The 23,115-nt window shown below is 63.0% G+C and carries 23 protein-coding genes; 19 read left to right on the top strand and 4 right to left on the bottom strand.

Annotation, left to right across the window (positions count from 1 at the left end; genetic code table 11):
- Nucleotides 1–87: 87 nt before the first annotated feature.
- The 4 genes from B7G53_RS15985 to B7G53_RS15970 all read left to right on the top strand — a co-directional run bounded on the left by B7G53_RS15985 (nucleotide 88) and on the right by B7G53_RS15970 (nucleotide 1,887).
- Complete coding sequence (locus B7G53_RS15985) at nucleotides 88–471, top strand: hypothetical protein (RefSeq protein ID WP_096669454.1); 384 nt, start codon at nucleotides 88–90, stop codon at nucleotides 469–471.
- 131 nt (nucleotides 472–602) lie between these two features.
- Nucleotides 603–896 (top strand): type II toxin-antitoxin system HigB family toxin, encoded by a 294-nt coding sequence (locus tag B7G53_RS15980; protein WP_096669452.1) that lies wholly within the window; start codon nucleotides 603–605, stop codon nucleotides 894–896.
- 18 nt (nucleotides 897–914) lie between these two features.
- Nucleotides 915–1,289 carry a helix-turn-helix domain-containing protein gene (locus B7G53_RS15975; RefSeq protein ID WP_096669450.1) on the top strand — a complete coding sequence of 125 codons (375 nt, stop codon included), beginning with the start codon at nucleotides 915–917 and terminating at the stop codon, nucleotides 1,287–1,289.
- Nucleotides 1,290–1,371: 82 nt separating this feature from the next.
- Entirely contained in the window at nucleotides 1,372–1,887 is a 516-nt protein-coding gene (locus B7G53_RS15970; protein WP_096669448.1) for a hypothetical protein, read from the top strand.
- Nucleotides 1,888–2,010: 123 nt separating this feature from the next.
- On the opposite strand, the gene B7G53_RS15965 is transcribed toward B7G53_RS15970, so the two are convergent.
- From B7G53_RS15965 to B7G53_RS15950, 4 genes are read right to left on the bottom strand one after another with little or no spacing between them, the layout of a single operon-like run.
- Nucleotides 2,011–4,626, bottom strand: coding sequence for a bifunctional aconitate hydratase 2/2-methylisocitrate dehydratase (locus B7G53_RS15965; protein WP_096669446.1), 2,616 nt, complete (start codon nucleotides 4,624–4,626; stop codon nucleotides 2,011–2,013).
- 60 nt (nucleotides 4,627–4,686) lie between these two features.
- Nucleotides 4,687–5,328, bottom strand: coding sequence for a hypothetical protein (locus B7G53_RS15960; protein ID WP_096669444.1), 642 nt, complete (start codon nucleotides 5,326–5,328; stop codon nucleotides 4,687–4,689).
- A gap of 39 nt (nucleotides 5,329–5,367) precedes the next feature.
- Entirely contained in the window at nucleotides 5,368–6,357 is a 990-nt protein-coding gene (locus B7G53_RS15955) for an HpcH/HpaI aldolase/citrate lyase family protein (RefSeq protein WP_096669442.1), read from the bottom strand.
- 20 nt (nucleotides 6,358–6,377) lie between these two features.
- On the bottom strand, nucleotides 6,378–7,364 hold the full coding sequence (locus B7G53_RS15950; protein WP_096669440.1) for a malate dehydrogenase: 987 nt from the start codon (nucleotides 7,362–7,364) through the stop codon (nucleotides 6,378–6,380).
- A gap of 221 nt (nucleotides 7,365–7,585) precedes the next feature.
- Here B7G53_RS15950 and B7G53_RS15945 point away from each other — a divergent pair, with 221 nt between their 5' ends.
- The 15 genes from B7G53_RS15945 (at nucleotide 7,586) to B7G53_RS15875 (ending at nucleotide 23,088) form a co-directional block, all read left to right on the top strand.
- Nucleotides 7,586–8,356, top strand: a complete 771-nt coding sequence (locus B7G53_RS15945; RefSeq protein WP_096669438.1) for a GntR family transcriptional regulator — start codon at nucleotides 7,586–7,588, stop codon at nucleotides 8,354–8,356.
- 295 nt (nucleotides 8,357–8,651) lie between these two features.
- A complete protein-coding gene (sdhC, locus tag B7G53_RS15940; RefSeq protein ID WP_096669436.1) occupies nucleotides 8,652–9,095 on the top strand; it encodes a succinate dehydrogenase, cytochrome b556 subunit in 444 nt (147 codons plus the stop codon).
- Between the two features lie 16 nt (nucleotides 9,096–9,111).
- Entirely contained in the window at nucleotides 9,112–9,477 is a 366-nt protein-coding gene (gene sdhD / locus B7G53_RS15935) for a succinate dehydrogenase, hydrophobic membrane anchor protein (protein ID WP_096669434.1), read from the top strand.
- A 52-nt stretch (nucleotides 9,478–9,529) separates the two neighbouring features.
- A complete protein-coding gene (gene sdhA / locus B7G53_RS15930; RefSeq protein ID WP_096669432.1) occupies nucleotides 9,530–11,323 on the top strand; it encodes a succinate dehydrogenase flavoprotein subunit in 1,794 nt (597 codons plus the stop codon).
- A gap of 31 nt (nucleotides 11,324–11,354) precedes the next feature.
- The gene (locus B7G53_RS15925) at nucleotides 11,355–12,059 is read left to right on the top strand and encodes a succinate dehydrogenase iron-sulfur subunit (RefSeq protein ID WP_096669430.1); all 705 of its coding nucleotides are present in this window, start codon (nucleotides 11,355–11,357) and stop codon (nucleotides 12,057–12,059) included.
- Nucleotides 12,060–12,085: 26 nt separating this feature from the next.
- Nucleotides 12,086–12,394: an FAD assembly factor SdhE gene (locus tag B7G53_RS15920; RefSeq protein ID WP_096669428.1), complete on the top strand. Its 309-nt coding sequence runs from the start codon at nucleotides 12,086–12,088 to the stop codon at nucleotides 12,392–12,394.
- A 36-nt stretch (nucleotides 12,395–12,430) separates the two neighbouring features.
- On the top strand, nucleotides 12,431–13,741 hold the full coding sequence (gene gltA, locus B7G53_RS15915; protein WP_096669426.1) for a citrate synthase: 1,311 nt from the start codon (nucleotides 12,431–12,433) through the stop codon (nucleotides 13,739–13,741).
- Between the two features lie 83 nt (nucleotides 13,742–13,824).
- Nucleotides 13,825–14,205, top strand: coding sequence for a hypothetical protein (locus tag B7G53_RS15910; RefSeq protein ID WP_096669424.1), 381 nt, complete (start codon nucleotides 13,825–13,827; stop codon nucleotides 14,203–14,205).
- A gap of 195 nt (nucleotides 14,206–14,400) precedes the next feature.
- The gene (locus B7G53_RS15905; protein ID WP_096669422.1) at nucleotides 14,401–15,345 is read left to right on the top strand and encodes a LysR family transcriptional regulator; all 945 of its coding nucleotides are present in this window, start codon (nucleotides 14,401–14,403) and stop codon (nucleotides 15,343–15,345) included.
- Nucleotides 15,346–15,372: 27 nt separating this feature from the next.
- A complete protein-coding gene (gene leuC / locus B7G53_RS15900; RefSeq protein WP_096669420.1) occupies nucleotides 15,373–16,794 on the top strand; it encodes a 3-isopropylmalate dehydratase large subunit in 1,422 nt (473 codons plus the stop codon).
- A 21-nt stretch (nucleotides 16,795–16,815) separates the two neighbouring features.
- Complete coding sequence (locus tag B7G53_RS15895) at nucleotides 16,816–16,953, top strand: entericidin A/B family lipoprotein (protein ID WP_096669418.1); 138 nt, start codon at nucleotides 16,816–16,818, stop codon at nucleotides 16,951–16,953.
- On the top strand, nucleotides 16,953–17,603 hold the full coding sequence (gene leuD / locus B7G53_RS15890) for a 3-isopropylmalate dehydratase small subunit (protein ID WP_096669416.1): 651 nt from the start codon (nucleotides 16,953–16,955) through the stop codon (nucleotides 17,601–17,603). The genes B7G53_RS15895 and leuD overlap by 1 nt, the downstream gene beginning before the upstream one ends.
- A 79-nt stretch (nucleotides 17,604–17,682) precedes the next feature.
- The gene (gene leuB / locus B7G53_RS15885) at nucleotides 17,683–18,759 is read left to right on the top strand and encodes a 3-isopropylmalate dehydrogenase (protein WP_096669414.1); all 1,077 of its coding nucleotides are present in this window, start codon (nucleotides 17,683–17,685) and stop codon (nucleotides 18,757–18,759) included.
- A gap of 284 nt (nucleotides 18,760–19,043) precedes the next feature.
- Nucleotides 19,044–20,183, top strand: a complete 1,140-nt coding sequence (gene asd / locus B7G53_RS15880; RefSeq protein ID WP_096669412.1) for an aspartate-semialdehyde dehydrogenase — start codon at nucleotides 19,044–19,046, stop codon at nucleotides 20,181–20,183.
- A gap of 295 nt (nucleotides 20,184–20,478) precedes the next feature.
- Nucleotides 20,479–23,088 (top strand): FimV/HubP family polar landmark protein, encoded by a 2,610-nt coding sequence (locus B7G53_RS15875; RefSeq protein ID WP_255250037.1) that lies wholly within the window; start codon nucleotides 20,479–20,481, stop codon nucleotides 23,086–23,088.
- Nucleotides 23,089–23,115 lie beyond the last annotated feature (27 nt).

Below are 23,115 nucleotides of genomic sequence, written 5' to 3'. Positions count from 1 at the left end.
CGACCTGCACACCCCGCAGGGCCTGATCAAGGACATGAGCGAACACAAAGAGCTTCGCGTCTCCTGACGCCTTACCGATCGCACCCCATGCCCTTTATTTCGTTCAACAAGGCCACCGACCCGGCAGCGCCTGATGACCTGCGCATCAACACCTCGGCCGTGCTGTATGTCGAAGCTTCACGGCCCGACCTGATTGGCCAGACCACCATTCACCTGCTGGGACAGGGCAGCGCGGTCCACGCGGTGACCGAATCGATAGGCACGGTGGTCACCAGCCTGGGCGGCCTGGTGGGCTGCAAGCGCCACTACCTGGCGCCGCCTCCTGATGATGGCGCCAGCACGGTCTATATTTCACCGGTCAATGTCAGCCATGTGCGGCCCAACCGGCCCGCCTCGCCAGAGTTCTGGTACGTGAAGTTTGTCGACGGATCGGAAGTGCGCATCGTCGACCCGCTGCCGGACGGGCTGTAGCAGGCAGAAGCTCCGGCAAGAAAATGGGCCCTACAGTTAAAAACTGTGGGGCTTTTTTCTTGTTTAAAGGCCATTACTCACCCGGCCCATTCGCCATTGCTCCCAAAACGGGAACATGGTAGAGTTCAACGATGCGAATCATTGCCCTGGGCACCCTGCGCGACTTCTGGATCAAACACCCCGACGCAATGGAGCCGCTGAGCGCCTGGTATGCCATCACCAGCCGCGTCCGCTGGGCCTCACCCGCAGACGTCAAGGCGGCCTATCGCAACGCCAGCTTTTTGGCGGAGAACCGGGTGGTGTTCAATATCAAGGGAAACGACTACCGCCTGGTTGTGGCGATGCACTACAACCGGCAAATCGCGTACATCCGCTTTATAGGAACCCATCGCCAGTACGACCAGATCGACGCCAGCAAGGTCTAAACGAAAGGTGTAACCATCATGAACATTCACCCCATCCACACCAAAGCCGATTACCGCGCGGCGTTGCAACGCATAGACGCGATTTGGGATGCCAAACCCAAGTCTCCCGAAGCCGACGAGCTGGAAGTTCTGAGCCTGCTGGTCGAAGAATATGAAAAGAAACACATCACGGTGCCTGAGGTGGACCCGGTCAGCCTGCTGCTGCACGTGATGGAAGCGCGCCAACTGAGCCGCAAAGACCTGGAGCCCTACATCGGCTCACGCGCCCGCGTGGCCGAAGTGCTGAATCGCGTACGCCCCTTGTCACTGGAAATGATTCGGCGGCTGTCTGCCGGGCTTGAACTGCCTGCGGATTTGTTGATTGCGGGGTATGAGTTGAGGGAGGTGGCGTGATGATCACAATCACTCAAGCCTTTAACCTGACTGTGGACAAACCTCCATGCAAAGCCGACACCCACTCTAACTGGATGTGACTATGAGTAGCTTCAACTGGATGGCTATGTTCCCAAAGGACTGGGCGCCACTGATTGCAGTGTTCTCAATGCTGGCTGCAATACTTTCTGGCATTTGCGCATGGTTAAGTTACCGCCTCGCGGAGAGTATTCGAAGTGAACTCAAATCGGACGAAATAATCATCACTGGCGTCCTTCACAACCCCAGCCTTGGTCATCCAGACCATGAAAACTGCGTGATTCAAACCACTGTTTTTAACAAATCCAAGCGCAAGGCATTTATATCGAAGGTGCAGGTCTACAACAGCAAAAATGAGCTCGTTGAGGTGCGCTGGTCCGACTCTATCGATCAACTTGGAAATATAAATGGCAAATCGGAGCTCATTGGTATCGTGGACTCCATATCCCTCTACATTCGCCAAAATAGCGGCGAGGCGTTCCGGGATGTGCGCGTTGAAATTACGCACTCCTTCAACACCACCCCCTTAACCCTGTCCTATCGAATTGACCCAGGCTGGCAAGCGTACTTCGCTAAATGATGCGGTCGCACCGAACGATGCCAAATGCGGCGCCGTGCTCCAAGTCGGTTTGCCAACGCCGAATCAGCAATAGAAAAGCGGCTCTAGGCCGCTTTTTTGACTAACGCTGTACTGACTAAAAAATCACGCCGGCACGCTGTCTTTCACCGTATCGGCCATGTCCGTGTAGTCCTTGACCTGGTCGAAGTTCAGGTACTGGTAGACCTCGGCGCTGGCGGCGGTCAGCACACCCATGTCGGCCATGTACTCGGCCTTGGTGGGAATGCGGCCCAGCTTGGAGCAGATCGCGGCCAGTTCGGCAGAACCCAGGTACACATTGGAGTTTTTGCCCAGGCGGTTCGGGAAGTTGCGCGTCGAGGTCGAGAACACGGTTGCGCCTTCCTTGACCTGCGCCTGGTTGCCCATGCACAGGCTGCAGCCCGGCATTTCCATGCGCGCGCCGGCTGAACCCAGCACACCGTAGTGGCCTTCTTCGGTCAGCTGCTTGGCATCCATCTTGGTGGGCGGCGCCATCCAGAGCTTGACCGGGATGTCGCGCTTGTTCTCGAGCAGTTTGGAAGCGGCGCGGAAATGGCCGATGTTGGTCATGCAGCTGCCGATGAACACTTCATCGATCTTGCTGCCGGCCACTTCGCCAAGGGTCTTCACGTCGTCCGGATCGTTCGGGCAGGCCACGATGGGTTCGTGGATGTCGGCCAGGTCGATCTCGATCACGGCGGTATATTCCGCATCGGCATCGGCCTTGAGCAACTGCGGGTCGGCCAGCCAGGCTTCCATGGCGGCGATGCGGCGCTTGATGGTGCGCACGTCCGAGTAGCCCGAGGCAATCATCCACTTGAGCATGGTGATGTTGCTGGTGATGTACTCGATGATGGGTTCCTTGTTCAGGTGCACCGTGCAACCGCCGGCGGAACGCTCGGCCGAGGCATCGCTCAGTTCAAACGCCTGCTCGACCTTCAGGTCCGGCAAGCCTTCGATCTCGAGGATGCGGCCGGAGAAGATGTTCTTCTTGCCTTGTTTGGCGACCGTCAGCAGGCCGGCCTTGATGGCGTAGAGCGGAATCGCATTGACCAGGTCACGCAAGGTGATGCCGGGCTGCATCTGGCCCTTGAAGCGCACCAGCACCGACTCGGGCATGTCCAGCGGCATCACGCCAGTGGCGGCGCCGAAGGCCACCAGGCCGGAGCCTGCGGGGAAGCTGATGCCGATGGGGAAACGCGTGTGGCTGTCGCCGCCGGTGCCGACGGTGTCGGGCAGCAGCATGCGGTTGAGCCAGCTGTGGATGATGCCGTCGCCGGGACGCAGCGGAATGCCGCCGCGGTCGCTCATGAACTCGGGCAGTTCGTGGTGCATCTTCACGTCGACCGGCTTGGGATAAGCAGCGGTGTGGCAGAAGGACTGCATCACCAGGTCGGCAGAAAAGCCCAGGCAGGCCAGGTCTTTCAGTTCGTCGCGCGTCATCGGGCCGGTGGTGTCCTGGGAACCCACAGACGTCATCTTCGGCTCGCAATAGGTGCCGGGGCGCACGCCCTGGCCTTCGGGCAGGCCGACCGCGCGGCCAACCATTTTCTGCGCCAGCGTGAAGCCGCGCTCGCTGGCGACGGGCGCCTGCGGCAGGCGGAACAGGGTCGAGACCGGCAGGCCGAGCGCCCAGCGCGCCTTGGCCGTCAGGCCACGGCCGACGATCAGCGGGATGCGGCCGCCGGCGCGCACTTCGTCAAACAGCACCTCGCTCTTGAGCTTGAACTCGGCGATCACCTGGCCGTCTTTCAGCGCCTTGCCGTCGTAGGGACGCAGCTCGATCACGTCGCCCATGGCCATCTGGCTCACGTCGAGCTCGATCGGCAGCGCGCCCGAGTCTTCCATGGTGTTGTAGAAAATCGGGGCGATTTTGCTGCCCAGACAGACGCCGCCAAAACGCTTGTTCGGCACATAGGGAATGTCCTGGCCAGTGAACCACAACACCGAGTTGGTGGCCGACTTGCGGGAAGAGCCGGTGCCGACCACGTCGCCGACGTAGGCCACCAGGTTGCCCTTGGCCTTGAGCTCCTCGATGAACTTGACCGGGCCGCGTTTGCCGTCTTCTTCCGGGGTGACGCCGGGGCGGGCGTTCTTGTGCATGGCCAGCGCGTGCAGCGGGATGTCGGGACGGCTCCAGGCGTCGGGTGCGGGCGACAGGTCGTCGGTGTTGATCTCGCCGGCCACCTTGAACACGGTCAGCTTGATCGACGCCGGCACTTCGGGCCGGCTGGTGAACCACTCGGCATCGGCCCAGCTCTGCAGCACGGCCTTGGCGTATTTGTTGCCCTTGTCGGCTTTTTCCTTGACGTCGTGGAACTGGTCGAACATCAGCAAGGTGTTTTTCAGGCCGCTGGCGGCCTGGGTCGCGACGCTGTCTTCGGCGTCGTCGAGCAGATCGATCATCGGGCTGATGTTGTAGCCGCCCAGCATGGTGCCCAGCAACTGCGTGGCTTTTTCGCGCGAGATCAGGGAGCACTTTTCGGTGCCATGCGCCACGGCAGCCAGGTAGCTGGCCTTGACCTTGGCGGCGTCATCAACACCGGCCGGCACGCGGTGCGTGATCAGTTCGACCAGGAAGGCCTCTTCGCCCTTGGGCGGGTTTTTCAGCAGCTCGATGACTTCGCCCGCCTGTTTGGCAGACAGGGGCAGCGGCGGAATGCCGAGTGCGGCGCGCTCGGCCACGTGGTTGCGGTAGGTTTGTATGAACTCGGGCATCATGGGTTTCTTCTCCTGTACTCAAAAATTTTCAAAGCAGCGCGCGCCGGTGCCGGCCTGGTGTTATTCGGCTTTGGCGGGCGGCAGGGCCGGTTGAGCAGAACCCGTGCCAGCCAATGCGGGCGCCGGCTTGGCTGCTGGCAGGGGCTCCAGAATGCTCACCGGGGGGTTCTTCTTCATCTCGTCAGCAAAGGTCAGCTGCGCCGGGCTCATGCACTCGTCGGCCAGGCGCTGGCCCTGCTTCTGGCTCATCAGCATGGACTTGTTGCCCAGCTGCAGCCACATCGCGCCGGCACGGCCGTCCTCCAGGCGAACGGCGCCGGTGCGGCTTCCGACAGGGTGCATGCGGAAACGCGTCTTGCCGGTTTGCACCAGGAAAAAGCCCGGACGCTTTTCGCTCGGCGTGATGGTGACGGAAGCGCCCAGCTCACAGGGGATGGTGCCCACGTACACCTTTTTGGCGACTTCGAGGTCTTCCGGCGTCAGCGTGACATTCGGGTCATCGTCGATGGGCGTCATTTCCTCGACCACCTTGGCAGCCGAGCGTTTGATGGGCGCACGTTTGGCGGCCTGGGCAGGCTGTGCGGTGGAGGAAGCTGCGGCAGCTTTGGCCGCGGGTTTGGACGCAGGTTTGGGCGCGGCCGTCTGTGCCAGCAACAGGGCGGGGGCGGCAAGCACCAGGGCAGAAAGAACAATGCGTTTCATGGGGTTTCCTTTGGAAAAGGTCGGCAATCAATCAAGCAACTAAAGAAGTGCGGCAGGAAAATAAACCTGCGCCTCTTGCGGTAAAACGCGGCCGGTCCGGTGCGCCCGCTCCAGCACTTGCCAGAAAAAGCGGTAACTGGCCCGGTCGTGCAACTGACCTTCAAAACTGATGGGCGCCCAATCAGCACGGGCGCCAGCAGCTATTATTTTTGTAGCGCCTTCGATCTCGCCTTCGCTGGGCGCAAACGCCTCCAGGATGGGGCGGATCTGGGCCGGGTGAATGCTCCACATGCGGGTGTAGCCAAATTCGCGGGCGGCTTTTTGCGCAGCCGTCTTCATCGCCGCAGTGTCACTGAATTCCGTGACAACGCAGTGCGAAGGGACTTTGCCATGGGCATGGCAGGCGGAAGCGATCTCGAGCTTGGCGCGCACCACCAGCGGATGCGTGAACTGTCCCTGGCTGCCCATGGCTGCGCCCGGAATGGCACCGCCGTGGCTGGAAACAAAATCCATCAAACCGAAGCTGATCGACTGCACGCGCGGATGCGCGGCAATCTCGAATGCCCGGTGCACCGCGGCAGGCGACTCGAGCAGCACATGCAGGGGAACGCCGGTCTGCGCCACCGCGGCCAGCGCGGCGACCGCACGCTCGACGTCATCCACAGACTCGACCTTGGGCACCATGATGTGGCTCAGGCGGTGGCCCACCTTGCCGGCGATGGTCGCCATGTCCATCTCGAACGCCGGGTGATCCACCGCATGGACCCGGACGGCGACCCTGGCCTTGTTACCGGCCAGCGCCACCAGCGCCACCACCAGCGCGGCATGGTCGGCCTCGCCACCCACGGGGGCACCGTCTTCGCAGTCGAGCGTGACGTCAAAAACGCAGGTGCCGAACTCCTCGGTCATCTCCGCCTGCAACTGCAGGCTTTTGCGCATCCGCGCCTCGACGCCGCTGTAGTGGTCGCAAACCGGCAGAAAACCGGTTTGCGCCTGGGCGCCAAGCAGAACGTCGCGGGGATGTGTCACTACCGTGGGCTTCTGCGCGATCAGAGGAGGTGCTTGACGCCGTCCTGCTCGCCCTTGAGTTCGTCCAGGGTTTTGTTGATGCGTTCCTGGCTGAAGGCGTCGATCTCCAGACCCTCGACCAGTTTGTACTCGCCGCCGTCGCAGGTGACGGGGAAGCCGAACATGATGTCCTTCGGAATGCCGTATTGGCCGTCAGAAGGAATGCCCATGGTGACCCATTTGCCCTTGGTGCCCAGCGCCCAGTCGCGCATGTGGTCAATGGCGGCGTTGGCGGCCGATGCGGCAGAAGACGAACCGCGCGCCTCGATGATGGCGGCGCCGCGCTTGCCGACGGTCGGCAGGAACACGTTGGCGTTCCAGTCCTGGTCGTTGATCATCTTGGCCACGCTTTCACCCTTGATGGTGGCAAAGCGGTAGTCGGCATACATGGTGGGCGAATGGTTGCCCCAGACGGTGAGTTTTTCGATGTCGGCCACGGCCTTGCCGGTTTTGGCAGCGAGCTGGCTGGCAGCGCGGTTGTGGTCCAGGCGCAGCATGGCGGTGAAGTTCTTGCGCGGCAGGTCGGGCGCGCTTTTCATCGCGATGTAGGCATTGGTGTTGGCAGGGTTGCCGACCACCAGCACCTTGACGTTGCGGCTGGCCACGGCGTTGAGCGCCTTGCCCTGGGCCGTGAAGATGGCGCCATTGACGGCCAGCAGTTCGGCACGCTCCATGCCCGGGCCGCGCGGACGCGAGCCGACCAGCAGCGCGTAATCGGCATCCTTGAAGGCCTTCATCGGATCGTCATAGGCTTCCATGCCGGCCAGCAGCGGGAAGGCGCAGTCCTCAAGCTCCATCATCACGCCCTTGAGCGCCTTTTGCGGGCCTTCCACCGGCACCTCCAGCAGTTGCAGGATCACCGGCTGGTCCTTGCCCAGCATTTCGCCGGAAGCGATGCGGAACAGCAGTGCGTAACCGATTTGACCAGCGGCCCCTGTAACGGCAACACGGACGGGTTTTTTGCTCATGATGGAGAACTCCAGGAAGGTTGTAAATCGGTTGAGGGGTAACGATGAAGTAATGAAGTGTTTTGCGCAGCCTGGGTGCCCCGAACGCATGTGACATACATCACACGGGGCAAAGCATCGCGATCAACTCAGCCGAAGATTTTACGCTGGAAAATCCGGAGACGTCAATTTGTCTTATGTCTTATATAAGATATGATCGACGCAGTTCACCCACCTCGTCCATGGCCGCCATTCCTCCTCCATCCACCGATGATTTTGCAGGTGCCACGCCGGCTTTCAGCCCGCTGTACCAGCAGATCAAGGGCCTGATCCTGCAAAGCCTGCAGTCGGGCGAATGGAAGCCGGGTGAAGCCATCCCCTCCGAGATGGACCTGGCCGCCCGCTACCGTGTGAGCCAGGGCACGGTGCGCAAGGCCATCGACGAACTCGCGGCCGATAACCTGGTGGTAAGGCGCCAGGGCAAAGGCACGTTTGTGGCCACCCATGCAGAGCAGCATGTGCAGTTCCGTTTCCTCAAACTCGTGCCCGACAGCGGCACACCGGGCAGCGAAGGCCCGGCCCAGCGCGACATCATCGGCTGCCGCCGCGTGCGCGCCAGCGCCGACATTGCCCGCGCACTGGCGCTGCGCACCGGCGACGCCGTGCTGCAGGCACGCCGCGTGCTCAGTTTTGCCGGAACACCGACCATTCTGGAAGACCTCTGGCTGCCGGCCGCCCCCTTCAAGGGCCTGACTGCCGAGCGGCTGGCCGACTACCACGGCCCGATGTATGCGCTGTTCGAGACCGAGTTCAATGTGCGCATGGTTCGCGCTGAAGAAAAAATACGCGCCGAGGCTGCCACGGACGGACGCGAGCTGCTCCTGAAAGTGGCGCCCGGCACGCCGCTGCTGAGCGTGGAGCGCATCGCCTACACCTACAACGATGTGCCGATGGAATTGCGGCGCGGTTATTACCGCACTGACACCCATTACTACCGCAACACCCTGAGCTGAGCCCTATTTCCATGGCCTTCCAAGGCAACCAGCCGGCGCTTCCGCGCCAACCCTGCAGTCTGACCAGGACCGCCTGTCATGTTCATGTCAGCGTGCACCACTCCACTTGCGCCGGAGCAAAATTACTGGTTTCCCCTCTCGCTTTTCCGACAAAAAACGTGCAGCCACGTTCCGGACGGGCCGGACGGATGCTGCGTTGCAATAGAATCCGGATGTTTTTAGTTGTAATTGCGGCGCGCTTGCCAGGCAGTTACCAAGCAGTTACAAGACCTCTCTCCCCCACGAAAGCCCACCCATGACAGAGCTGGCATCCAAACAGCGTGCAAAGCGGCCCGAGTTCCGCAACATCAACGCCTTCAAAGACCTGACCACCTACCGCATGACGCCGGCGGCCTGGGTGTCCATCCTGCACCGCGCCAGCGGCGCCATCATGTTCCTCCTGATGCCCTTCATCATCTGGATGTTCGACACCTCGATTTCTTCCGAAATTTCATTCGAGAAATTCAAGGCCGCCTTCAACATCGGCATGCTGGGTCTGCCCGGCTTCATCTGGAAGCTGGTGGCCCTCGCCCTGATCTGGGCCTACCTGCACCACTTCATCGCCGGCCTGCGCCATCTCTACATGGACGTCACCCACAGGCTCAGCAACGAATTCGGCAAAAGCACGGCGCTCGTCACGCTGGCCCTGAGCATCCTGCTGACGCTGGTGCTGGGCGCCAAGCTGTTCGGCCTCTACTGATCCAAGGAGCATCCCCATGTCTGTGAACTACGGCTCCAAACGCCTCGTTGTCGGCGCGCACTACGGCACCCGTGACTGGCTGGCCCAGCGCGTCACCGCCGCCCTGATGGCCCTTTTTACCGTCCTGCTGCTGGCCCAGGTGATCTTCACCAGGGGCCCCCTCGGTTATGACCGCTGGGCCGGTATTTTTTCGTCGCAGTGGATGAAGGTGCTGACTTTTGTCGTGATCCTCGCACTGCTTTACCACGTGTGGGTCGGCATGCGCGACATCTGGATGGACTACGTCAAGCCGGTGTGGCTCAAGCTCTCCCTCGACGTGTTCACGATCGTGTGGCTGGTGGCCTGCGCCGGCTGGGGCATCCAGGTGCTGTGGCGGCTTTGAGCCCCCGGAACCGAGCGCCCACTTTTGACGACCGACTTTTGAAAAAGCAATCATGACTGCATCCTCCAAGCTTCCCAAACGCAAATTTGACGTGGTGATCGTCGGGGCCGGCGGCTCCGGCATGCGCGCCTCGCTGCAGCTGGCGCGTGCCGGCCTGAACGTGGCCGTGCTCTCCAAGGTGTTCCCGACGCGCTCGCACACGGTGGCGGCCCAGGGCGGCATCGGCGCCTCGCTCGGCAACATGTCCGAGGACAACTGGCACTACCACTTCTACGACACCGTCAAGGGTTCCGACTGGCTTGGCGACCAGGATGCGATCGAGTACATGTGCCGCGAAGCGCCCAAGGTCGTGTATGACCTCGAGCACATGGGCATGCCGTTCGACCGCAACCCCGACGGCACGATTTACCAGCGCCCTTTCGGCGGCCACACCGCCAACTACGGCGAAAAGCCGGTGCAGCGCGCCTGCGCCGCGGCCGACCGCACCGGCCACGCCATGCTGCACACGCTGTACCAGCAGAACGTCAAGGAAAAAACCAGCTTCTTCGTCGAATGGCTGGCCATGGACCTGATCCGTGATGCCGCCGGCGACGTCGTCGGCGTGACCGCCATCGAGATGGAAACCGGTGACGTGCATATCTTTGAAGCCAAGACCACGCTGCTGGCCACCGGCGGCGCCGGCCGCATCTTTGCCGCATCGACCAATGCCTTCATCAACACCGGCGACGGCCTGGGCATGGCGGCGCGCGCCGGCATCCCGCTCGAAGACATGGAGTTCTGGCAGTTCCACCCGACCGGCGTGCATGGCGCCGGCGTGTTGCTGACCGAAGGCTGCCGCGGCGAAGGCGCCATTTTGCGCAACAGCAATGGCGAGCGCTTCATGGAGCGTTATGCACCGGCCTACAAGGACCTGGCACCACGCGACTACGTGTCGCGCTGCATGGACCAGGAAATCAAGGAAGGCCGCGGCTGTGGTCCGAACAAGGACTACATCAACCTCGACATGACCCACCTGGGCGCCGAGACCATCATGAAGCGCCTGCCATCGGTGTTTGAAATTGGCCACAATTTTGCCAACGTCGACATCACCAAGGAGCCGATTCCGGTGGTTCCCACCATCCATTACCAGATGGGCGGCATCCCGACCAACATCCATGGCCAGGTCGTCACCCAGAACGCCGACAACAAGAGCCAGGTCGTCAACGGCCTGTATGCCGTGGGCGAATGCGCCTGCGTCAGCGTGCACGGCGCGAATCGCCTGGGCACCAACTCGCTGCTGGACCTGCTGGTGTTCGGCCGCGCGGCCGGCAATCACATCGTCGAGTTCAACAAGACCACCAGCCACAAGAGCCTGCCTGCCGACGCCGCCGACGCCACGCTGGCGCGCATCGCCCGCCTGGACAACGCGACGGACGGCGAATACGCCCAGGACGTGGCCAACGACATCCGCGCGGCCATGCAGCAGCACGCCGGCGTGTTCCGCACCCAGGCCATCATGGATGCCGGTGTCGCCAAGATCGCCGAACTGCGTGAACGCGTCAAGACCATCGGCCTGAAGGACAAGTCGAAGATCTTCAACACGGCGCGCATCGAGGCGCTGGAGGTCGAGAACCTGATCGAGGCGGCCCAGGCCACCATCGTTTCGGCCGCGGCCCGCCACGAAAGCCGCGGCGCGCATTCGGTGGACGATTACGGCGACACGCCGGAACACCCGAACGGCCGCAACGACACCGACTGGCACAAGCACACCCTGTGGTACAGCGAAGGCAGCCGCCTGGCCTACAAGCCGGTGCAAATGAAGCCGCTGACGGTCGACTCCGTGCCGCTCACCGTGCGCAGCTTCTAAGCCCAAGCCAACCAGATCAGCGAGAACCTCCATGTCCAAACGTACTTTCCAGATTTACCGCTACGACCCCGACACCGACGCCAAGCCCTACATGCAGACCATCGAGGTCGAGCTCGACGGCAGCGAACGCATGTTGCTGGACGCGCTGATGAAGCTCAAGGCGCAGGACCCGACCATCTCCTTCCGCCGCTCCTGCCGCGAAGGTGTGTGCGGTTCGGACGCGATGAACATCAACGGCAAGAACGGCCTGGCCTGCCTGACCAACATGCGCACGCTGCCGGGCACCATCGTGCTCAAGCCGCTGCCCGGCCTGCCGGTGGTGCGCGACCTGATCGTCGACATGACGGACTTCTTCAAGCAGTACAACTCGATCAAGCCTTACCTGATCAACGACAACGTGCCGCCCGAAAAAGAGCGCCTGCAAAGCCCCGAGGAACGCGACGAGCTCAACGGCCTGTACGAATGCATCCTGTGCGCGAGCTGCTCCACCAGCTGCCCGAGCTTCTGGTGGAACCCGGACAAGTTTGTCGGCCCGGCCGGCCTGCTGCAGGCCTACCGCTTCATTGCCGACAGCCGCGATGAGGCCACCGCCGACCGCCTGGACAACCTCGAAGACCCGTACCGCCTGTTCCGTTGCCACACCATCATGAACTGTGTCGATGTCTGCCCCAAGGGTCTGAACCCCAGCAAGGCCATCGGCAAGATCAAGGAAATGATGGTCTTGCGTTCTGTCTAGAACCCAGAACCACGGGACGGCTTGAGATGAACGGGATGGATGAACGACTCGACGAACGGGCCCTGAGCAAGCTCAAATGGCGGTGCCGCCGGGGTTTGCTGGAAAACGACCTGCTGATCGAAAAGTTTTTCCGGCGCCACGAAGCCACCCTGACCGTCAGCCAGGCTAAAGGCCTGAATGATTTAATGGATTTGTCTGACAACGATTTGCTGGACCTTCTGCTAAAACGTCGGGAGCCCAGCCAGCTTTCAGAAGCGGACGCGCAGGTAAGTGCATCTACTTACGAGGCCTTGCAGGTCTTAAACTTGATTCGCGCCGCAGCCACAGCCCCGTGACCGACCCCCTTTGATTTGACAAGAAAGACGCAAGAAATGAAGCTAGCTGACAACAAAGCCACCATGTCCTTCAGCAATGGCAGCCCCAGTGTTGATTTGCCGGTGTACCACGGCACCGTGGGCCCCGACGTCGTGGACATCCGCAAGCTGTATGCACAGACCGGCATGTTCACCTACGACCCGGGCTTCCTGTCCACGGCGTCCTGCCAGTCGGCCATCACCTACATCGACGGCGACAAGGGTGAGCTGCTGTACCGCGGCTACCCGATCGAGCAGCTGGCCACCAATTGCGACTACCTCGAAACCTGCCACCTGCTGCTTTACGGCGAACTGCCCAAGCCCGACCAGAAACGGGATTTCGTCAGCCGCGTGACCAACCACACCATGGTCAACGAGCAGATGCAGTTTTTCCTGCGCGGCTTCCGCCGTGACGCGCATCCGATGGCCATCATGACCGGCCTGGTCGGCGCCCTGTCGGCCTTCTACCATGACAGCACCGACATCACCAATCCCGAGCACCGCGAGATTGCCGCGATCCGCCTGATCGCCAAGATGCCGACCCTGGTCGCCATGGCCTACAAGTACACCGTGGGCCAGCCCTACATGTACCCCAAGAACGACCTGAGCTACGCCGGCAACTTCCTGCACATGATGTTTGCCACGCCATGTGAGGAGTACAAGGTCAACCCGGTGCTCGAACGCGCGCTGGACCGCATCTTCATCCTGCATGCCGACCACGAGCAGAACGCCTCGACCTCCACGGTCCGCCTGTGCGGCTCGTCCGGCACCAACCCGTTTGCAGCGATTGCAGCCGGTGTGGCCTGCCTCTGGGGCCCTGCGCACGGCGGCGCCAACGAAGCGGCGCTCAACATGCTCGGCGACATCCAGAAAAACGGCGGCGTCGAGAACATCGGCGAATTCATCAAGCAGGTCAAGGACAAGAACTCCGGCGTCAAGCTGATGGGGTTTGGCCACCGCGTCTACAAGAACTACGATCCGCGCGCCAAGCTGATGCAGGAAACCTGCAAGGAAGTGCTGCAGGAAATGGGTCTGGAAAACGACCCGCTGTTCAAGCTGGCCATGGCGCTGGAAAAAATTGCGCTCGAAGACGACTACTTCGTCTCGCGCAAGCTCTACCCCAACGTCGACTTCTACTCCGGCATCGTGCAGCGCGCCATCGGCATCCCCGTGCCGCTGTTCACCGCGATCTTCGCGCTCGCCCGCACGGTCGGCTGGATCGCCCAGCTCAACGAGATGATTGGCGATCCCGAATACAAGATCGGCCGTCCGCGCCAGCTGTTCAACGGCTCCGTCCAGCGCGACGTCAAGCCGATCACCGCACGCTGATCCGCCTGCATGCCTGAATCCGGCCCGCCCGTGGCAACATGGGCGGGCTTTTTTGCGGCCCTGGCCGCTTGAGGAGTTCACCCTTGACATTCATCCAGACTGCTGCCGAGCTGCGTTCGGCCATCACCCGCCCCACCGCGCCCCGCGCCTGCGAGTGCGCGCTGGGTGCCTGCGCCGGCTGGGAAAGCCTGGCCGAGTACCGCTGGGAGGCCGGGCAGATGACCCGGGTCGCCACCTTGCGCGACCCGGCTGTGGAGGAACCCACACTGGAAGAAAAACACCCCCAGGGCACGCGTTACGACTCGCCCGAGGCCCCGGTGGCTGTCGGCTTTTTCCCCTACAACCGCAGCGAGGTCTGGCACTGCGGCCGCTGCGCGCGGCACCTGCTGCGTTACACCGAGTTCGGCGGCTACAACGTGGACCACCGGGTGCGGGCGCTCGATCCCGGCAAGATCATCGACTGAATGCTATCAATTCAGTAGCCTCCTTCGCCCGTCCCCTCTGGGCTGGAGGCCAAAAACACCCAAAACCCCTGCGCGGCAGGCGAGGCAGGCCCAGCCAGCGGGCAAGCCAGTCATCGCATTTCGCGATGACCAAGTCAGAATAAAGCGGTCAAAATAGGCAAACATCGTGAACCACGATGACTTTGACCCCTTTTGATGCTTAACTCAGAACGCAACTTCGCCCGCCGCATGGACCTCACGTCGCTGCAATTGTTTGTGGCCGTGTGTGAGCTGGGCAGCATCGGCAAGGCGGCGGAGCGGGAATTCATTGCCGCGTCGGCCGTCAGCAAACGCCTCTCCGACCTCGAAGCTGCGCTCGATACCCCCTTGCTCTACCGCCACACGCGCGGCGTGGACCTGACGCCGGCCGGCCAGAGCCTGCTGCACCATGCCCGTTCGGTGCTGTTCAGCCTCGAGAAAATGCAGGGCGAGCTCAGTGAATACGCGGCCGGCGTGCGTGGCCATGTGCGCGTGCACGCCAGCATCTCGGCCATCGTGCAATTCCTGCCGGAAGACCTGGGCACCTTCATCAGCCAGCATCCCGAGGTCAAGATCGACCTCGAGGAACACCTGAGCACGGAAGTCGTGCGCGCGGTGCAGGAAGGCGCGGCCGATCTGGGCATCTGCAACACGGCCGACGGCATTGGCAAGCTGCAGACCCTGCCCTACCGCCAGGACCGCCTGGTGATGATCGTGCCGCGCGGGCACGTGCTGGGCACGCGTGACAGCATCGCTTTTGCGGACAGCCTGGATTTCGACCACGTCGGCCTGCATTCGAACAGCTCGATTTACCTGGCCATGCGCAATGCCGCCGCCTCGGCCGGGCGCACCATCAAGCTGCGCATCCACGTGACCGGGCTGGACGCGATGTGCCGGATGATCCACAACGGCCTGGGCGTCGGCGTGATGCCGCAGCGGGCGTTCGAGCTGATGCACGGCGTCGGCGAACTCGAATCGGTCGCGCTGACCGATGCCTGGGCGTCCCGCCAGATCGAACTGGTGGCGCGCGATTTTTCCAGCCTGCCCGTCACCGCCCGCCTGCTGGTGGACCACCTCACTGCGCGTGCGGTGACCCCGGACAACACACCCCGACCCCCTTAAAATCGACAGACCACGAAGGAAAACACCATGGGACGCACCCTTTACGACAAGATCTGGGACGAACACGTCGTCCACACCGAGGAAGACGGCACGGCCATCCTCTACATCGACCGGCACCTGGTGCATGAAGTCACCAGCCCGCAGGCCTTCGAGGGCCTGCGCGAGGCCGGCCGCAAGGTCTGGCGCATCAGCTCCATCGTCGCCACCGCCGACCACAACACGCCGACCACCGGCTGGGAACTCGGCTACGACGGCATCACCGACCTGGTCAGCAAGGAGCAGATCACCACGCTGGACAGCAACATCGCCGAGTTCGGCGCGGCCGCCTACTTCCCCTTCCTGTCCAAGCGCCAGGGCATTGTGCATGTGATCGGTCCCGAGACCGGCGCCACCCTGCCCGGCATGACCGTGGTCTGCGGCGACTCGCATACCTCGACCCACGGCGCGTTTGGCGCACTGGCGCACGGCATCGGCACCAGCGAGGTCGAACACGTGATGGCCACGCAGACCCTGCTCGCCAAAAAAGCCAAAAACATGCTGGTCCGGGTGGACGGCATGCTGGCACCGGGCCTGACCGGCAAGGACATCGTGCTGGCGATCATTGGAAAAATCGGCACTGCGGGCGGCACCGGCTACACGATTGAATTCGGCGGCCCGGCGATACGCGCGCTGAGCATGGAAGGCCGCATGACGGTCTGCAACATGGCCATCGAAGCCGGCGCCCGTGCCGGTCTGGTGGCGGTGGACGCCAAGACCATCGCCTACGTCAAGGGCAAGCCGCTGGCCCCCACCGGCGTGGAGTGGGACCAGGCGGTGCAGTACTGGAGCACGCTGCAGTCCGATGCCGATGCCGTTTTCGACACCGTGGTGCAGCTCGATGCGAGCCAGATCCGGCCGCAGGTCACCTGGGGCACCTCGCCCGAGATGGTGCTGTCCATCGACGACCGCGTGCCCGATCCCGACAAGGAAAAAGACGCCAACAAGCGCGATGCCATCGAACGCGCGCTGACCTACATGGGCCTGCAGCCCGGCAAGGCCATCAACGACATCCTCATCGACAAGGTCTTCATCGGCTCCTGCACCAACAGCCGCATCGAGGACATGCGCGAAGCCGCTGCCATGGTCCAGAAGATCGGCCAGAAGGTCGCCGCCAACGTCAAGCTCGCGCTGGTCGTGCCCGGCTCCGGCCTGGTCAAGGAACAGGCCGAGCGCGAAGGCCTGGACAAGATTTTTGTGGCCGCGGGTTTTGAGTGGCGTGAGCCCGGCTGCTCGATGTGCCTGGCGATGAACGCCGACCGGCTCGAGCCGGGCGAGCGTTGCGCCTCCACCAGCAACCGCAACTTCGAAGGCCGGCAGGGCGCCGGCGGCCGCACCCACCTGGTGAGCCCGGCCATGGCCGCAGCCGCGGCCGTGCACGGTCACTTTGTCGATATCCGCAAGTTTTCCTAGCCCCATCTCAGGAGAGTCATCATGAAAAAGACCACCGCGCTGCTCGCACTGTCACTGGCCGCTGCTGCGTTTGTGCTGGCTGGCTGCAACACCGCCAGGGGATTCGGCCAGGACCTGCAAAAAGTCGGCGAGAAAATTGAAGACAAGGCGAAAAAATAATGCAACCCTTCACCGTGCACAAAGGCCTCGTGGCCCCGATGGACCGCGAGAACGTCGACACCGACGCCATCATCCCCAAGCAGTTCCTCAAGTCCATCCGCAAGACCGGCTTCGGCCCCAACCTGTTCGACGCCTGGCGTTACCTGGACCCCGGCTTTCCCGGCCAGGACCCGGCCACACGCAAGCCGAACCCGGACTTCGTGCTGAACCAGCCGCGTTACCAGGGCGCCTCCATCCTGCTGGCGCGCAAGAACTTCGGTTGCGGCTCCTCGCGCGAGCACGCACCCTGGGCGCTGGACCAGTACGGCTTTCGCGCCATCATTGCGCCGAGTTACGCCGACATCTTTTTCAACAACAGCTTCAAGAACGGCCTGCTGCCCATCGTGCTCAGCGAAGCGCAGGTCAGCCAGCTGTTCGACGAGGCCCTGGCCTTCCCCGGCTACCAGCTCACCATCGACCTGGAGCGCCAGGTGGTGATCAAGCCGCAGGGTGAAGAGCTTGCCTTCGAGGTCCAGGCCTTCAAGAAATTCTGCCTGCTCGGCGGTTACGACGACATTGGCCTGACCCTGCGCCAGAGCGACAAGATCAAGGCCTTTGAAGCCGAACGGCTGGCGAAAAAGCCCTGGCTGGCGCATACCCTGATCGCCTGATCACCTGTTATTTAATACATAAAAAACGACCCGGCCCCTTATGGGTCGGGCGCCAACAGCTATCAATAAAAGAGCAAGCATGAAAATCGCAATTCTTCCGGGTGACGGCATCGGCACCGAAATCGTCGCCGAGGCCGTCAAGGTCCTCCAGGTGCTGGACCTGAAACTCGAGATGGACACCGCGCTGGTCGGCGGTGCCGCTTACGAAGCGCATGGCCATCCGCTGCCCGACGCCACCCTGAAACTCGCGCAAGCCTCGGACGCGGTGTTGTTCGGCGCCGTCGGCGACTGGAAATACGACAAGCTGGACCGCCCGCTGCGCCCCGAGCAGGCCATCCTGGGCCTGCGCAAGCACCTGGGCCTGTTCGCCAACTTCCGGCCCGCCATCTGCTACCCGCAGCTGGTGGATGCCTCCAGCCTGAAACGCGAACTGGTGTCCGGCCTGGACATCCTGATCATCCGCGAGCTGACCGGCGACATCTACTTCGGCCAGCCGCGCGGCCGCCGCACCGCCACCGACGGCCACTTCCCCGGCAGCGAGGAAGCGTTCGACACCATGCGTTATTCGCGGCCCGAGATCGAACGCATCGCCCATGTCGCCTTCCAGGCGGCGCGCAAGCGCGGCAAACGCGTGACCAGCGTGGACAAGGCCAATGTGCTGGAGACCTTCCAGTTCTGGAAAGACATCGTCACTGAAGTCGGTCTGCAATACCCCGATGTCGCGCTGGACCACATGTACGTGGACAACGCCGCCATGCAGCTGGTCAAGGCGCCCAAGAAGTTCGACGTGGTGGTCACCGGCAACATGTTCGGCGATATCCTCAGCGACGCGGCCGCCATGCTGACCGGCTCGATCGGCATGTTGCCCTCGGCCAGCCTGAACACGAAAAACCAGGGCCTGTACGAACCCAGCCATGGCAGCGCACCCGACATCGCCGGCAAGGGCGTGGCCAATCCGCTGGCCACGATTTTGAGCGCGGCCATGATGCTGCGTTTCAGCCTGAACCAGCCGGAAGCCGCCGCACGTATTGAAAAAGCCGTGGACGCGGTGTTGACGCAAGGCCTGCGCACCCCTGACATCTACAGCGAAGGCACGACCAAGGTCGGCACGGTGCAGATGGGCGACGCGGTCGTCAAGGCACTCAGCCAGTCCTGAAAACGCCGCCGACGCTTCGGCGTTGGCTGGCTGCCACAGGCCAAACCGGCAAATGGTGCCTTGCGGCGCCGGGCCGGCCGGCGGTGATTACAATAGCTCCATGCGCAAAAACCCCGCTTTCACCCGTCTTGTCGCCGCTTCGCGCGCGATCGGCGCTGCGCCGGTTTTTGCCCAGACCACCAAAACGACCACCATTAAAGGCTAGCAAGCCTGGTTCGTCGTGCCCTGCCGGCTCGATGAGCCGGGCCGAAAAGCTTCATTTTTGACTTTTTGAAGGGCGCATCATGAAACTCAAGGGCAATCTCACGGGACTCGTCGGCTGGCGCGGCATGGTCGGCTCGGTGCTGATCGACCGCATGCAGGCCGAAGGCGACTTCGACCTGATCGAACCGGTCTTCTTTTCGACCTCCAATGCCGGCGGCAAAGCCCCGGCGCAGGCGAAGAACGAAACCACGCTGAAAGACGCGTTCGACATCGAGGCCCTGAAAAAGTGTGACGTGATCATCACCGCCCAAGGCGGCGACTACACCTCCGAGGTCTACCCCAAGCTGCGCGCCGCCGGCTGGACCGGCCACTGGATTGATGCCGCATCGACCCTGCGCATGAACGACGACGCCATCATCGTGCTGGACCCGGTCAACCTGCCGGTGATCCAGAACGCACTGGCCAAGGGCGGCAGGAACTGGATTGGCGGCAACTGCACCGTGAGCTGCATGCTGATGGGTGTGGGCGCGCTGTACAAGGCCGGCCTGGTCGAGTGGATGACCAGCATGACCTACCAAGCCGCCTCCGGCGGTGGCGCCCAGCACATGCGCGAGTTGTTGACGCAGTACGGCACACTCAACGCTGAAGTCCGTGCGCTGCTGGACGACCCGAAATCGGCCATTCTTGAAATCGACCGCCGCGTGCTGGCCAGGCAGCAGTCGCTGTCATCCGCAGAGACCGCGAACTTCGGCGTGCCGTTGGGCGGCAGCCTGATCCCCTGGATCGACAAGGACCTGGGCAACGGCATGAGCAAGGAAGAGTGGAAGGGCGGCGCCGAAACCAACAAGATCCTGGGCCAGGGCGCCAGCTTCGGCACCGCCGAAACGCCGGTGGACGGCTTCTGTGTGCGCATAGGCGCGATGCGTTGCCACAGCCAGGCGCTGACCTTCAAGCTCAAGAAAGACGTGCCGCTGGCCGACATCGAGGCCATGATTGCGGCCGACAACGCCTGGGTCAAGGTGGTGCCGAACACGCGTGAAGCCAGCATCACCGACCTGACCCCCGTGGCCGTGACCGGCACCATGGGCATCCCGGTCGGCCGCCTGCGCAAGCTGGCCATGGGTCCCGACTACCTGGGCGCTTTCACGGTGGGTGACCAGCTCCTCTGGGGTGCGGCAGAGCCGTTGCGCCGCATGTTGCGCATCCTGCTGCAGGCCTGAAAACACGAGGAAGTGGCCAATGATGCCCGGCCACCACCCGTAACCACTTGTGACAGCCCGTTGTCGTCAGGCAACATCTGGAAGATGTAAGTTGATGCTAACCCGGGGTGTCAAAACTTAAGTGCTGTCTTAGCTTGTCAGCCTAATGCCTTGATGTTAATGTTGTTTTGTCGAAATTAGCGCTGAGGTTTTTGTGCGGACCAGCAGAATAAAATTTAATGCAACCCGGGCCCCAAAGGCTCCGAATCCCATGATTCAACCCGTCCGTTGGCGCATGGGAGCCGTGGCGGCTGCCATGGCTGTTTTGGGTAGCATGGCCGCTTTGCCGGCACATGCGCTGGGGCTGGGCCGGGTCACCGTCCAGTCCGCCTTGGGTGAACCCCTGCGGGCAGAAATCGAAATCGTCGAAATCAGCGCCGAAGAAGCAGCCTCCCTGAAGGCCAGCGTCGCCAATGCCGATGCCTTCAAGGCCGCCGGCCTGGAATACACGGCGGCCGTGGCCAATGTCAAAATCAGCCTGCAGCGCCGTACCGATGGCCGGTCGTTCCTGCGCCTGAGCAGCGACAGGCCCGTCAGCGAACCTTTTGTCGACCTGATTCTCGAGGCCCGCTGGGCCTCCGGGCGCATCGTGCGTGACTACACGATGCTGTTTGATCCACCGAACCTGCGTCAGGCCGCCGCCCCGGCCATGCCGGCCCCGACCGCACCTGTCATGTCGCGGCCTGCCGCCCCGCCTCCGGTGGCCTCCTTGCCGGCGCCACCGCGGCCAGGCGTCGCGCCAGCACCCTATTCCCCTCCGGGTCCGCCACCTTCCAGGCCAGCCCCGGTGGCCAAGGCGCCTGCGCCCGCACCCGCCGAACGGCCCGCCTCCGCGGAGGGCCAGAAAATTGTCGTCAAAGCTGGCGACACCGCCGGAAAAATCGCGGCGCAGGCCAAGCCGGCCAGCGTGTCGCTGGACCAGATGCTGGTCGCGCTGCTGCGCAGCAACCCCGATGCCTTCATAGGCGGCAACGTCAACCGGCTCAGGTCCGGCGCCGTCCTGGAAGTCCCGACGGGCGACCAGGCGGAATACGTCCCTGCCGGCGAAGCCACCCGGACCATTGTTGCGCAGAGCAAGGACTTCAACGAATTCCGCCGCAAGCTGGCCGAAGGCGCCCCGACGACCCAGGTCGCCGGCGCGGACCGCAAGGCCGCAGGCCAGGTCCAGGCCAAGGTCGAGGACAAGGCCCCTGCCGCCGCCACGCCTGACAAGCTGACCCTCTCTAAAGGTGCGGTCCAGAGCAAGGCCGCGGCCGAAGAAAAAATCGCGCAGGAACGCCAGGCCAAGGAAGCAGCGGCCCGCGTGGCCGAGCTGTCAAAAAACATCAGCGACCTCAACAAGCTGACCAGTGCGCCCACCACAGCGCCCATAACAGCACCCACCCCTCCGGCAACGACCCCTGCCACCCCCCCCGCAACGCCAGGGCTGGCCGTGCCAACACCGGCGGCCGTATCCGCTGCGCCCGGCGCATTGCCAGCTGCCGCACCCGCGGCTTCCGCCCCTGCCGCCGTCACCACGGCAAGTCCGGCCAGTGCGGCCGTGTCACCTGAAGCCGCTGCCAGCGCCCCCGCAGCGGTGCTTGCTGCAGCCCCGGCGCCAGTGAAAAAGCCGGTCGTGATTCCTCCTCTGCCTCCGGAACCCAGCCTGATCGACGAACTGCTCCAGAACCCGCTGATGCTGGCCGGTGGCGCTGGCTTGCTGGTGCTTCTGGCAGCCTTCGGCGTGTACCGCTCGCGCCAGCGCAAAAATGCCGTCGCGGTCGACAGCTCCTTCCTCGAGAGCCGCCTGCAGCCCGATTCCTTCTTTGGCGCCAGTGGCGGCCAGCGCATAGACACCAATGAAGCCAATGTCACCGGCTCGTCGATGGTGTACTCACCGAGCCAGCTCGATGCCGCCGGCGATGTGGATCCGGTCGCTGAAGCCGATGTTTACCTGGCTTACGGGCGTGACCTCCAAGCCGAGGAAATTCTCAAGGAAGCCATCCGTGTGAGTCCCACCCGCGTGGCCATCCATGCGAAGCTGATGGAGATTTATGCCAAACGCCGCGACACCAAGGCGTTTGAAATGGTGGCGACCGAAGCGTTCAACCTGACCCGGGGCCAGGGCGTTGAGTGGGCGCACATGGCTGAAATGGGCCGTGAGCTCGACCCCGCCAACCCCATGTACCAGCCCGGTGGACAACCGGTGTCTGCCGCCGCAAGCAGCAGCATGGCGGTTGCCGGCGCCAGCGCCGCCGGATTGGCCGCGGGACCAACCCTGGCCCAGGCTGCCAGCCCGGCGCCGGAGCCGGCGGCCGCGGCCGTGGATTTCGACCTGGACCTTGATTTCTCGCTGGACGACGAACCCACCGCGCCGGTAGCCGTTACGGCGCCGGCCCCGGTGGCGCCGGTTCAACCTGTCCTGGCCATGCCGGTTGCGGCAGCCCCTGCAGCCGACGACAACAGCCTGGACTTCAGCTCCGCGACGTTCGATATGCCTGTTGCGGCACCGGCTCCGGCGAAAGCCGCCGCCCCCGTTGCCTCACCCGCAGCGGGCAACAGCCTGAACTTCGCCACCGAACCGGCCACCCTGAGCACGGGTGCCGCAGATCTGGACACCTCTGGCGGCATGCTTGAATTTGATATGGGCGCCCTGTCGCTCGATCTCGATGGCCCGTCCACGGAAAGCCAGAAAATCACCGCAGCCAGCGCGGCGGCGCCGTCGGTGGACAGTGACGATCCGCTGGAAACCAAGTTTGCGCTGGCCGAAGAGTTCCGCGCGATTGGCGATGTCGAGGGCGCCCGCTCACTGGCCGAGGAAGTGCTGACGCAATCGAGCGGCTCCCTCAAGAGCAAGGCCCAGGCATTTCTTAACGCCCTGGCCTGACCCCTTGCACCTTTCCCTTGAGGGCTA

The sequence above is a fragment of the Polaromonas sp. AET17H-212 genome, assembly GCF_002379085.1.
Lineage (GTDB): Bacteria > Pseudomonadota > Gammaproteobacteria > Burkholderiales > Burkholderiaceae_C > Polaromonas.
This window is presented reverse-complemented; position numbering and strand designations above follow the sequence as displayed.